General features: G+C 42.1%; 12 protein-coding genes. 2 read left to right on the top strand and 10 right to left on the bottom strand.

Annotation, left to right across the window (positions count from 1 at the left end):
- Window positions 1-160: 160 nt before the first annotated feature.
- Window positions 161-370: a hypothetical protein gene (locus S4054249_RS11130; RefSeq protein WP_046355564.1), complete on the bottom strand. Its 210-nt coding sequence runs from the start codon at window positions 368-370 to the stop codon at window positions 161-163.
- A 77-nt stretch (window positions 371-447) separates the two neighbouring features.
- Here S4054249_RS11130 and S4054249_RS11125 point away from each other — a divergent pair, with 77 nt between their 5' ends.
- Window positions 448-954 carry a GNAT family N-acetyltransferase gene (locus tag S4054249_RS11125; protein WP_046355563.1) on the top strand — a complete coding sequence of 169 codons (507 nt, stop codon included), beginning with the start codon at window positions 448-450 and terminating at the stop codon, window positions 952-954.
- Here S4054249_RS11125 and S4054249_RS11120 read toward each other — a convergent pair.
- The 9 genes from S4054249_RS11120 to ald form a co-directional block, all read right to left on the bottom strand.
- Window positions 949-1,194: a hypothetical protein gene (locus tag S4054249_RS11120; RefSeq protein WP_046355562.1), complete on the bottom strand. Its 246-nt coding sequence runs from the start codon at window positions 1,192-1,194 to the stop codon at window positions 949-951. The two genes, S4054249_RS11125 and S4054249_RS11120, sit on opposite strands and share 6 nt — an antisense overlap.
- A 13-nt stretch (window positions 1,195-1,207) precedes the next feature.
- A complete protein-coding gene (locus S4054249_RS11115; protein ID WP_046355561.1) occupies window positions 1,208-2,050 on the bottom strand; it encodes a CsiV family protein in 843 nt (280 codons plus the stop codon).
- On the bottom strand, window positions 2,047-5,520 hold the full coding sequence (gene mfd / locus S4054249_RS11110) for a transcription-repair coupling factor (RefSeq protein WP_046355560.1): 3,474 nt from the start codon (window positions 5,518-5,520) through the stop codon (window positions 2,047-2,049). Before mfd ends, S4054249_RS11115 begins: the two co-directional genes overlap by 4 nt.
- A 17-nt stretch (window positions 5,521-5,537) precedes the next feature.
- Window positions 5,538-6,428 (bottom strand): carbon-nitrogen hydrolase, encoded by an 891-nt coding sequence (locus S4054249_RS11105; RefSeq protein ID WP_046355559.1) that lies wholly within the window; start codon window positions 6,426-6,428, stop codon window positions 5,538-5,540.
- Complete coding sequence (locus S4054249_RS11100) at window positions 6,415-7,473, bottom strand: agmatine deiminase family protein (protein ID WP_046355558.1); 1,059 nt, start codon at window positions 7,471-7,473, stop codon at window positions 6,415-6,417. The genes S4054249_RS11105 and S4054249_RS11100 overlap by 14 nt, the downstream gene beginning before the upstream one ends.
- Before the next feature lie 56 nt (window positions 7,474-7,529).
- Complete coding sequence (locus S4054249_RS11095) at window positions 7,530-8,126, bottom strand: PilZ domain-containing protein (RefSeq protein ID WP_046355557.1); 597 nt, start codon at window positions 8,124-8,126, stop codon at window positions 7,530-7,532.
- An 85-nt stretch (window positions 8,127-8,211) separates the two neighbouring features.
- Entirely contained in the window at window positions 8,212-10,080 is a 1,869-nt protein-coding gene (locus S4054249_RS11090; protein ID WP_046355556.1) for a methyl-accepting chemotaxis protein, read from the bottom strand.
- A 122-nt stretch (window positions 10,081-10,202) separates the two neighbouring features.
- On the bottom strand, window positions 10,203-11,045 hold the full coding sequence (locus S4054249_RS11085; protein ID WP_046355555.1) for an HDOD domain-containing protein: 843 nt from the start codon (window positions 11,043-11,045) through the stop codon (window positions 10,203-10,205).
- A 154-nt stretch (window positions 11,046-11,199) separates the two neighbouring features.
- Window positions 11,200-12,321, bottom strand: a complete 1,122-nt coding sequence (gene ald / locus S4054249_RS11080) for an alanine dehydrogenase (RefSeq protein WP_046355554.1) — start codon at window positions 12,319-12,321, stop codon at window positions 11,200-11,202.
- 137 nt (window positions 12,322-12,458) lie between these two features.
- Here ald and lrp point away from each other — a divergent pair, with 137 nt between their 5' ends.
- Window positions 12,459-12,938: a leucine-responsive transcriptional regulator Lrp gene (gene lrp / locus S4054249_RS11075; protein WP_046355553.1), complete on the top strand. Its 480-nt coding sequence runs from the start codon at window positions 12,459-12,461 to the stop codon at window positions 12,936-12,938.
- The last annotated feature ends 64 nt before the right edge of the window (window positions 12,939-13,002 follow it).

Below are 13,002 nucleotides of genomic sequence, written 5' to 3'. Positions count from 1 at the left end.
ACAAAGTAATCACACATCTACATCCACTGTATGATGTGCATTCTTATTCCTTCGAGACAGACGCATCCATTATTATCTTTGCAATCTCATTATATCATCCTCCCATATGAACAAAATTGCAACAATAAAATACAACTAATGGATTGAAATTAGGGTGTGATTAATTGTTTTTCTGTGATTCCAGATAGTTAGGGAGTAGTTCTTCGACAATTAATTTCGCAGGAAGTGTATACCGCACACCTTGGAACATGACTGATGTGTGCTCGTCAAGACCCGTGATCCCAGTTAAGGTCCAACCTTTACCTTTTTCAGGACATAACACTTTGGTCGTGGGCGGGATCACCGTAAATTCAGCATTTTTTTCTGTCATATTTTTATCTTCACTGGACTTTAAAATAAGATGGAGTAGTTTATACCAAAATAAGAAAAAATCGACTAAATACCCAGATGGAACTTCAAACTTCGCGACTTACCCTGCGAGTGGTCACATATCGTGATTGCAATGCATTGCTGCAGATTTTAAATGACCCAAAAGTGAGTCACTACAATGATTATGGTAGCCATGTATCTTTGCAAGATATCAAAGAGATGATTCAAGGTGATTTAGAGCAATTCTATCAAGGGGTTGGTGTACGCTTGATGCTGGTAAAAGAGGGCCACGTAATAGGTTCCATAGGTTTATTTGATTATAAAGAAAGCTCCTCAGAGGTATCAATTGGTTACGAACTATCTCCAGACATGTGGGGTAAGGGGTATATGCGAGAAGCTGCTGATTATGTGATTAACGCATTGGAGCGCATTTTACCTAAAGCACTGATACAGCATATCAACGCAAAGGTAGCGCCTGAAAATGTTAGAAGTACTCGGTTGCTAAAACATTTGGGTTTTGAGCAAAAGCATAAGCTATATCGCTTATGCATTTACCAGCCTGATTCTAAAAGTCGTACTTTATAAGCCTTTTTTGCTAAATAGTGTAACGCGATCAGAGACTAACGTAACTGTGATGTTTTTAGACTCATCACCCCAAACGCAATTAGTATGAAGTGTTTTTTCTTCACATGAATCTGCTGAGCCCAGAACTTGCTCAAGTTCGGTTTTTTCCATACCAACGGATATTTTTTCATAATTTTCAATACTTACCTTTGAGCAAGCTGTCAGTGAGATTAAAGCGATCATTGCTAAAAGTTTTTTCATGCTATTTATCCTGTTAGTGTTTATATTTTCTTATCTGGAAAATGATGCCCATTTTAGGGTGGTCCAAATAATGGATATCACCACTATACACCCTGGTAAACTGTGACATTCTTGCTGACTCCAGCTCACCCTCATCGGACGTATAGCGATAATCAAAGTTACTTGTTACATAAAGGTAGTGACGAATATGAATTTTCATGGTGCCGTCTAGCTCCCATAATGTATCACCACCAGATTTAATAGTCGGTTTTGTTTCTCTTTCAAGCAAGCTTATAAAGTTATCGTCATGAGTTTGATTATAGATATAGCTAGCAGGTTCAGAGTATTTTTTACCACCATAAACCACGACATTCGGTGCACGCTTTTTACTTTGGTCGGGAAAGCGCCAGCCAGTATGTAAGATGGCCGTATGTCCTTTTCGCTCGAGTTTTTTACGAATTGATTCGAACTTGAGTTGCTCAGGCGCTAGCAAATACATTGATTGCATATGCTCAAGTGGTTCACTCATCGGCACTACCGGTAGTATGTCGTACCGCTCAACATAATTAATATCGTCATCACAATACCAAGAGCTCTGTGCTCTGGTGAACCTTTCGGTTACGCTACGCGGGTCATAGTTGGGGTCGCCAGACAAGCAGGATTGATGTCCGACATTATTATATCCTTGAGTAAGCAAATCTAAACGCTTTTCAGTGGGTAAAGGGGTCATTTCAACAGAGAAATCTTCTCTTATTTGAGATACATCTTTTTGAGCAAAAGCGATTAACTCAACTTCAAACCAACGCACTGCAAAGGCAGGCATAGCTGATGTACTGAGCGCCGCTAAAAGTCCCCATTTAACTATCGATTGCTTCATGCAACAGCCTTTTTCTGAAAGTCATCCATCATGGCGTTAATGAGCTTCAAACGCTCTTGGCCATTTTTTTCTTCTATATTAAAGCGTAGTTTGCTCGCACCTTCCATACGATATATGGCAGGGTTGCTTTGTATCAGCCCAATGATGAACGTTGGGTTAACACTGGTGTTATTACTAAATTCAAAATAGCCACCTTTTGGATTCGCTTCAATCTTTTGAACGCCTATTTGTTGTGCTTTACATTTTAATAGCTGAATTTCGAAAATATTCTTAGCAGCATCTGGTAATAAGCCAAAACGGTCTATTAGCTCAACCTTTAACTCGTCTAGTTCATTTTCAGAAGACATAGTAGCAATGCGCTTGTACATGCTCAGGCGAGTATTCACATCATGGATGTAATCATCAGGCAGTAGAGCTGGTAGTTTCAAGTCAACTTCGCTTTGTTGCTGTAATAAGTTCTCAAGCGTTGGCTCTTTCCCATCTTTGAGCGCTTGGACGGCTTGCTCTAGCATTTCCATGTATAAGGTAAAACCAACAGTTTGGATTTGACCGCTTTGGTCGTCACCAAGAAGCTCACCCGCACCACGGATCTCTAAATCATGCGTTGCAAGTGCAAAACCAGCGCCTAAGTCTTCAAGAGATTCGATCGCTTGCAGTCGTTTTACCGCATCTTTGGTCAAGCTTTGGCTATTTCGAGTTAGTAAATATGCATATGCTTGGTGATGGCTACGACCAACTCGGCCACGAAGCTGGTGTAGCTGTGCTAAGCCAAGTTTGTCAGCACGGTCCATAATGATGGTATTCGCGGTTGGAATATCTATACCTGTTTCTATGATGGTGGTACATACCAACACGTTGTGCTTTTGATGGTAAAAGTCACTCATCAAATGCTCGAGCTCGCGTTCGCGCATTTGACCATGTGCAACAGCGATATTGGCTTCTGGTACAAGCGCTGAGATATCCGCTGCGGTTTTTTCGATGGTCTCAACGTTGTTGTGCAGGAAGTAAACCTGACCACCGCGTTTGATCTCACGTAAAATTGCTTCACGAATAAGCTCATCATTACGCTCACGCACAAAGGTTTTAACTGCAAGACGCTTAGCGGGTGGCGTTGCGATAATAGATAAGTCACGCATACCGCTCATCGCCATATTAAGCGTTCTAGGGATTGGTGTTGCAGTCAGCGTTAAGATGTCTACGTCTGCACGTAGCTTTTTAATCTTTTCTTTTTGACGCACACCGAATCGGTGCTCTTCATCGACAATCAATAACCCTAAGTCTTTAAACTTAATGTTTTCTTGAATGAGCTTGTGCGTGCCAATAACGATATCTATTTTGCCGTCTTCTAGTGCAGTGAGTGTTTGTTTTTGTTCTTTTGTGCTGTTAAAGCGAGACAATACACCGACTTCGATTGGCAGATCGGCAAAGCGGTCTTTGAAGTTTTCAAAGTGCTGTTGTGCAAGGAGCGTTGTTGGTACTAGCACGGCAACTTGTTTATTGTCGTTTATGGCAACAAAGGCGGCGCGCATGGCGACTTCAGTTTTACCAAAGCCGACATCACCACAAACTAGTCTATCCATTGCTTGATTGGTTTGCATGTCGCCTATTACAGCCTCAATGGCGTTGCGCTGATCGTCTGTTTCTTCAAATGGAAAGCTGTTACTGAAGTCTCTGTATGCTCCGCCATCGAGATTGAACTGATGCCCAGGTTTACTTTGTCGTTTAGCGTAAATATCCAACAGCTCTGCTGCGACATCTCGTACTTTTTCAGCCGCTTTACGTTTGGCTTTTTCCCAAACATCTGACCCCAATTTATGGAGCGGGGCAGAGGCTTCTTCACCACCAGAGTAGCGACTCAGCATATGTAAAGACGAAACAGGTACGTAGAGCTTGGCATCGCCGGAATAGATAATGGTTACAAATTCTGTGGCAACACCCGCTGCATCAATGGTTTGTAAACCAAGGTAGCGACCAACACCATGGTCTAAATGCACAATAGGCTGACCTTCTTTTAGCTCTGCTAGATTACGAATAAGGGCATCTTGTCCCTGTTCGTATTTGTGCTTGCGGCGTCTGCGCTGGGAGACCTTTATCCCAAGTAACTCTTGCTCGGTAATCAGCGAGAGAGGCTTAGAACCATCAAGAAAAACAGACGCTTCAAGTGGGCTGACAACTAAACCAACGTCAGTACGACTCTTAGTGAATGCCTCAAAGGACTCGAATTCTTTTAGTTTCAGGCCTGTTGGCTTTAAAAGCGTTAATAATGATTCACGACGACCGTCTGACTCAACACTGAAAAGTACTTTACCTTTTTGCTGTTTTTGTTCTGTGATGTAACTCACAATGGCTGAATACGGATCTGCCTGCTTGTGGTCAATACGTACATCATCAATAAGCGCTGCATTTACGTTCGAGTGACCCGCTTTGGTACCAAGTGATGCTTGGCTTAATCGAATTCTTGGGTAATGTGAAAACGCCTCAAAAAGCGACTCGACATTAAGGTAGAGTTCTTTTGGTTCTAGTAATGGTCGTAATGGATCAACCCGACGGTTCTCGTATCGTTTGCTGACATCTGACCAAAAGTCGCTGGCAGCGTGTTCGATGTCACCTAGATGCATGAAGATGGCATCGTTTGGTAAATAATCAAAAATGGTAGCCAGCTTGTCATAAAATAATGGCAAGTAGTATTCGATACCTGCTGGCCAGTTGCCACGTGTTACTTGCATGTAGATGGAGTCTTGCTCAGAGCTTGCTCCAAAAGTTTCGCGATATTGAATGCGAAATCGTTCAATGTCACTGTCGTTGGTTGGGAATTCGTGTGCGGGCAATAAGTCAATTGACTTTATCGTTTCACTTGAACGCTGCGTCTCAATGTCAAAAAGACGGATACTATCTAGCTCATCATCAAAAAAATCTAAACGGTAAGGATGCTGGCTACCCATTGGGTAAAGGTCGATGATAGAGCCACGCACAGCGAATTCACCATGCTCCATCACTTGCTGTACGTTACGATAACCCGCTTGAGTAAGGGTTTCTTTAAGACCCTGCGCATCTAACGTATCACCCACTTTAAATTGCAGTGCATTGCCATAGATAAATTCAGGCGGTGCGGTTCTGAGCATTAATGTTGCAACTGGGATGAGTAGCACGCCCTGTTGCTTTGTGCGTAGCGCATTAAGGCTGGCTAAACGCTGAGAAATAATATCTTGGTGCGGTGAAAAGTGGTCATAGGGGAGGGTTTCCCAATCTGGAAAAACCATGACATTGTCTTCACCAAGTAAGTAACCAAGCTCCGTTTCTAAGCGAAGTGCACTGGGGGTGTCTGGCGTGACTAACACGACAAGGGGTTGATTGTTTTTTACTCCCTCGCTGATAGTAATTGCCAAACTACTACCGAGTAATTGACCCCAATGGATCTTATCCTTTGCTGACTTTACCCAAGGTAGCTCATTCCACTGCACTAATGCCATTCTTAACTCCTAACTACTTAATCTCTGTATATTTTACATAGGTCTTGATAATGATCTATACGTCTATCACGTAAATATGGCCAAATACGGCGAACCGACTCACTGCGGTCTTGATCAATATCGACGACAAGCACTTCTTCTTGATCTTCAGTACCATGAACAAGCAGTTCACCCTGAGGACCGGCGACAAAAGAATTGCCCCAGAACAAGATACCTTCGCTTTGCGCACTTGGATCAGATTCGTGGCCAACTCGGTTAACACTGATAACAGGCACGCCATTAGAAACAGCATGTGCGCGCTGTGCAATCATCCATGCATCACGTTGACGAATCTGTTCATCTTTATCATCACGCGGGTCCCAGCCAATCGCCGTTGGGTAGATAAGCAACTCAGCACCTGCCATGGCCATTAATCTTGCGCCTTCAGGGAACCATTGATCCCAACAAACTAACACGCCTAGTTTGCCCACTGACGTTTGGATTGGTTCAAAACCTAAATCACCCGGGGTAAAGTAAAATTTTTCATAGAAGCCCGGATCGTCAGGGATATGCATCTTACGATACTTTCCGGCAATGGTGCCATCCGACTCAATGACCACTGCGGTATTGTGATATAAGCCCGTCGCTCGTTTTTCAAAAAGCGAGGCAACAATAACAACGTTGAGTTCTTTCGCAAGTGCACAAAATGCGTCCGTACTTGGTCCCGGTATGGTTTCAGCTAAGTCGAATAAATCCGTGTCTTCAGTTTGACAGAAATATAGGCTACGGTGAAGCTCTTGTAATACAACCAATTTTGCACCTTGTGCTGCCGCATTTTTAATGCCTGAAATGGACTTTTCAAAGTTACTTTCTAGGTTGTCGCTATTAGCGTGTTGGATTAACGCGACTTTCAAATTATTGTTGCTCATTTGGGTTCCTACTTAAAAAGCCTTGAGGTAGTTGCATTGTGATACAGTGCAAGCTGCCAAATTGATGAATAATTGGTAGGCAATCAATGCCAATAATGGTTCTTTCAGGATGTGCCTTTTGCAGTTGAGTCAGTGCGAGTGCGTCTTTTTCATCCCCATAAATAGGGAGCAACACAGTATCGTTAATGATCAGATAATTCGCATAGGTTGCAGGTAAACGTTCATTCTCATCATTGTATTTAGCACTTGGCCACGGCAAAGGTACTAAGTTATATGGTTCACCTGAAGGAGTGACAAACTTTTTGAGTTGAGACTCCATCGCATTGAGTGCCTGATAATGTTCGTCTTGTTCATCGTCACATTGCACATACACAAGGGTATTATTTGGTGCAAATCTGACTAACGTATCAATGTGGCTGTCCGTGTCGTCACCGGCAAGGTAGCCATGGTCAACCCACAAAAATGATGTTGCGCCAAGTGCTTTAGTAAGCTCAGCTTCAACTTGTTGCTTGTTCAGGTGTGGGTTTCGATTTGGATTCAGTAAGCACTCTGATGTGGTTAACAAAACTTTGTGCTCGTTAATCTCGATACCGCCACCTTCTAAAACCAAGTTGACTTGTTGAACTTGGTTACGTTTGTCTGCAATTTGATGACACAAAGCGGCATTGATCTGGGTGTCTAAATCGCTTTCGTATTTGTTTCCCCAGCCGTTAAAGATGAAGTCTTTAATGCTGAGTTCACCGCTTGTATCCGCTGTTGTCAGTGGACCATGATCACGTGCCCAAGTATCGTTGCAAGGCGCATCAACAAATACGATTTGTTGCATATCTACGCAGGCATCAATCAGTAGGGTGGTAATATGGTTTTTAAGCGCTTCGTCGTGGGCAACGATAACCAATTTTTGAACTTGTGATATTTGCTGACATAGGGCGATATATACAGGCTCAACTTGCTCAAGAATATCAGCCCAGTCAGTATTTTTGTGCGGCCATGTGACCATCACCGCATCTTGCGGTGACCATTCAGGTAATAACGTAAAACTCATGACGATAATAGATTTTTAATTGCTAGGGGCTAAGTGTATCATTGCACGGCGCTGTGTCAGCTATTTTGATCACTTTCGGTGTCTGATTGACGTTTTTTTAATTGCCTTGTTTGTGCATGTAAGCTGGCTCGAACTAATAGCTCTTGATCTGTGTCTCTAATTTGAGTGAAAGCGAGGGTATATTGAAGCGCATCATCATCTTGTTTTGAAATCTCAATCACTTGGCTATAGCAAAAAATGGCACTGGCTTCATATTGCAAAAATATTTTGGTTCTAAAGTTTTGTCCGATTTGAAACTGCTCGTCTGCTGTGACTTTTATCCCACCACCGCCATAGCTGTCACAATAGCTGGTTTCATCCTCTGGTTGCTCATTGGCCAGAATATGGCTCATGATGAGGTCTATTTTTCGTGATTGAGCTTGTAAGTAAGCCGCCAAATCAGATGCAACGTCGCCAAGGTTCCGTAGAGGTCTCAGTGCGTTTAAATCTAGTTCATTAATTTCGTTGGCCAGCCTAAATAGTGGAGGAATTGCCGCTTCAAGTTGGGCTTGGTTTTTAGGCACCATGTTTTCATCAACAGGGAATAGATTGATTTGGTTTGCTTCGTCTATCTGAAAATATTGTTCAAAGTTTTCTTTTAAATTCGTTTGCATGTATGTATGCCGATGTTTATGTGGCGAGAGTAGCTATCTCTTTATTCTCGCTACTCTCGCCATTTAAATCAAGATGTTAACTAATTTATACTTTAAATTGCTCCAACATGTCCTCTTGTTTTGCGATTTTATCAACTTGAGACTTCATGGTGTGATCCACTACTTTTGCTTCATCAACAACGGTATTAGAGAGGTTACGTATTTCAGAGGCGTTGTGATCGACCGCTTCCACCACTGTTTTTTGTTCTTCCAGCATGCCGGCAATATTTACATTTAGCTCAACAATGTTGTTAATTGACTCTCGTATTGCGTGCAAGGCATCCTTTGTCTCTTCTGCTTTGACAACCGTTTTCTCAACAATAGTTTGGCTTTGCTTCATAACACCTACGGCATTTTCGGCGCCAGATTGAAGTTGATCGATCATCGATTTAATTTCTGTTGTGGCTTCTTGAGTACGCTGGGCTAATGTTCTCACTTCATCTGCCACCACTGCGAAACCTCTACCAGACTCACCAGCTCTTGCAGCCTCAATAGCCGCATTGAGTGCCAGCAGGTTGGTTTGCTCCGCAATACCGTTAATTACGGAGAGAATTTGCTCAATACCAGACGAAGATACTTCTAGTTCATTGACCACCTCTACAGCACGTTCAATTTGCGATGAAAGCTCACTGATGGAGCTAGTTGATTGCACTACAATGCTCTCACCATCTTTTGCCAAACCATCTGTAGTTTTAATTGCGTCAGCAGCAAGTTGTGCAGTACTTGCAACTTGTTGCTCCGTATTGGACATATTAGCAGTAGAGTTGACCAGTTCATTCAGCGCTTCAAGCTGTCTTTGTATTGCTTGAGTTGCATGGTTAGCACCAGCAGATGTTTGCTTTGCATCGTCGAGTACTTCGTGTCCTAAAGTTTGGATTTCGGCAATGATGTTTTGCAGTCTAGAGGTAAATAAATTGAAGTTCTCAGCTAAATCAGAAAATTCGGGCTCACTTGAAGCTTGCAATCGAACCGTGAGGTCGGCGTTACCTCTGGCGATATTAGACATTGCAGTGTTAATAGCTTCTAGTGGCTTTAATAAAATATTAATGACGTAAGATAAGGCTAGAAAGCTTGCAATAACGGCGATGATAGAGACGATCGTTGCGTTGTAAGTCAGAGTTTCCATCGCGGAAAACACTTTTTGTTTTTCAAGTGCAACACCGACATACCAATCATATCCTTCAACAGCTTTAAACATGACAAGATAGGTGACACCGTCAATCTCAATTTCCTGAGAGGACTCCCTAACAACTGTATTACCTAAAAAGTTACGTGCAGGTTGTCCATTTAGCGCTACATCTGGGTGAGATATAGTACTTCCATTTGAACTCACCATAAATGAGAAACCAGCATCAAAGAGATTAAAAGAGTTAATCATATTGCCAAGCTTAGCTAGGCTTACATCATAAAAAATGGCACCGTGGAACTGACTGCCTTTGAAAACGGGCGCACCAATTGAAACAACAATTTCACCACTCACGGCGTCAGCATAAGGATCAGTAACAACCAAGTTTTTAGCGGCTTTTGCGTCTTTATACCAAGGTCTTACCCTTGGGTCCCAAGTTGACCCTGGATTCCAGTTTGGATCACTCGCCACATATTGCCCAGTACTTTCTATGCCATACCCTATAAGTAAAAACTCAGAAGTGAGTTTTGGCTGAGAGATCATCGGCCTGGCACTTTCGAGGTCATCTACTTGTGAAACTAACCCGGTAGCAAGAGCTGCGAGGTTCATTGCTCCTTGCATTTGTGCAGTGACAGTATTGCTGATCCCCTGGATAACTTCTTCCATACTATGCGTGACTTGTTGTTCTAAGTTTTCTTTAAGTAGGAAGTATTGCTTGACTGACAATAAGAATAAGGCAAGTACTAAAACGCTAGCAGAAACGGCGACTACTTTATATTTAAACTTCACAGAACGTCTCCCAGATGTGAGCTTATTATTAAAGGTAAATCATAAGCGAATAGTTGCAATGATTTCCGGTAGTTTAATGGTTTTATTTACAATTTAGCAGCAAAACTTCAAAATATAGTATGCTAAGTTGACTCTAAAGCACTATATAATTCGTCCAACTCTTCTTCAGATATATTGATAAAATCTAATACTTCATCACTGATGGCTTGCCATTCATGGTCGTTTTCTATAGTTGTTGTGTTTTTAAATAAGAAATTACCATGGCGAGCGAGTTTCAAAATAGAAAGTAACTCTAGTGCGATACCATCTAATTCGCCTGAGCTAAATATGCCATTGGCATCATGTTGATAGTAGATGACGTTGATCATGGGTTTTGGGAGCTTCCATTGCTGCGCAAGGAGTGCGCCTATGGTTGCGTGGCTAGTACTGTATTTACCAAATTCAAACTCAGTGGCTTTGCTCCAGCCATCGGTTTTCGCAACGTCTATTACCTCTGTGTAATCGTCAAAATGTACACATAATAGAGGGATCCCAACTGTATGGAATAATCCAAGCATGTATGCGTGGTTAGATAGGCCAGGTTTGTTCAATTTGAGGCACAGCGTAGAACAAAGCTGAGCAATATCACTTTGATCTTGCCAAAAGTTATCTAAAGCGGGCGGTGTTTCAACGGTTGCTTTAACTGCAACCGCTTTAACTAGTGGTATTAAACGCTTTAGGCCAAGGATCATAATGGCTTGTTCAAGTGATTCAATTTCTTTGCTGCGGCGAAAAGCCGCTGAGTTGACGACTTGAAGTATTGCTGCGCTGATGGCAACGTCGCTTTGTAAAATTTGTGTTATTTTGTTGATGTTTGGTTCAGGAGATTTTGTTTCTTGTGAAAACTGAACAAGCGCTTCGGGTCTTGGCGGGATGGATATAGACCTGAGGATCTGTTTTTCTTGTTGGGTTAAAGATATGGCCATAACTTCTCGCTCACTGCATTATCTTACATTGATAAGAATAGCCAAGAATTGTAAAAACGAGAAAAATAGAAAAGGGTATGGAAGGGAACAATTGATTTAAAATCAAAAAGGCCCGCAAAAAGCAGGCCTTTTAAATATTCAATACTGTTCGCGATTATGCGTTTTCAACAGCTGAACGTGGCTCAAAAAATTCCATATTGAAACCTTCGGCGACTTCTTTACAAGTCACTTGGCCCTTAAGAACGTTAAGACCATTTAGGAAGTGCTCATCAGAAAGAAGCGCTTCTTTGTAGCCTAAGTTCGCAAGCTTGATGATGTACGGCAGAGTTGCGTTGTTAAGTGCAAACGTAGAAGTACGAGGAACAGCACCTGGCATGTTAGCAACACAGTAGTGAACAACGTCATCAACGATGTAAGTTGGCTCTGCATGTGTAGTCGCTTTAGAAGTAGCGATACAACCACCTTGGTCGATTGCAACGTCAACGATTGCAGCACCAGGCTTCATCGCTTTGATGTGTGCTTCAGTTACTAGCTTAGGAGCAGCAGCACCTGGGATTAGTACACCACCGATCACAAGGTCAGCTTCAACAACGTGCTTCTCTAGAGCATCAACTGTTGAGTAAATCACTTTTGCTTGGCTACCGAACTGTGCGTTAAGGCTACGTAGTACGTCGATGTTACGGTCAAGGATAGTAACGTCTGCACCCATACCAACAGCCATTTGAGCAGCGTTACGACCAACCATACCGCCACCGATAACAACAACTTTAGCTGGCTCAACACCAGGTACGCCGCCAAGTAGCATGCCGCGTCCTAGGTTTGACTTTTCAAGCGCCTGAGCACCAGCTTGGATAGACATACGACCAGCAACTTCTGACATAGGTGCTAGAAGTGGAAGACCACCACGTGAGTCAGTTACAGTTTCGTATGCAATACAGATTGCGCCGCTCTTAATTAGATCTTCAGTTTGTGGAAGATCTGGTGCTAGGTGAAGGTAAGTGAACAGGATTTGGTCTTCACGTAACATTGCACGCTCAACAGCTTGCGGTTCTTTTACCTTAACAATCATTTCAGCTTTAGCAAAAACGTCTGCAGCTGTCGGTAAAATTTCAGCACCCGCTTGGATATAATCTTCGTCAGTGAAACCAATGCCGATACCTGCATTTGTTTCAACAATAACCTGGTGGCCGTGGTTAATTAGTTCACGAACACTTGCTGGAACCATACCAACACGGTACTCGTGGTTTTTAATCTCTTTAGGTACACCAATAATCATAATAAATCGCCTCAAATAAGAACGGATAACATTTTCGACTATTATAATTATGCATAGCTAGTGTGTCCTACCTTTTTTGTGGTAATTTAAAGGTGAATTGACTTTAATTTAAATAAAAATAGGATAAAACACTTTTCATGCATACTCAGCTAGATAGAACTGATAGAAAAATTTTAGTCGAATTACAAAAAGACGGAAGAATTTCTAATGTTGAATTAGCCAAGCGAATTGGCTTGAGTGCAACACCTTGTCTGGAAAGGGTAAAAAAACTTGAGCGAGAAGGGTTCATAAAAGGGTATAAAGCAGTGGTTGACCCAGTCAAGCTTGGTCAGGGGCTGCTGGTATTTGTTGAAGTGACTATAAATAAAAACTCGCCAGATGTATTTGAGCTTTTCAATGAAGCAGTAAAACAGCACGATGAAATCATTGAATGCCACCTAGTATCTGGAAATTTCGATTTTTTATTAAAAACACGTGTAACTGACATGTCCGAGTACCGAGGCGTTTTAGGAGAAATCTTACTTAAATTACCGAATATCAATGAAAGTCGTACCTATGTAGTCATGGAGGAGGTGAAAGGGGAGGAGGGTGAGATTATAAAACCTTGTGCACCTTAAAGAATTTCTTGATATGGTGTAACCTATAATAGAAGTTTACAACAAAAGATAAATACAGGTTGAA

The organism is Pseudoalteromonas luteoviolacea, from assembly GCF_001750165.1.
GTDB lineage: Bacteria > Pseudomonadota > Gammaproteobacteria > Enterobacterales > Alteromonadaceae > Pseudoalteromonas > Pseudoalteromonas luteoviolacea_G.
This window is presented reverse-complemented; position numbering and strand designations above follow the sequence as displayed.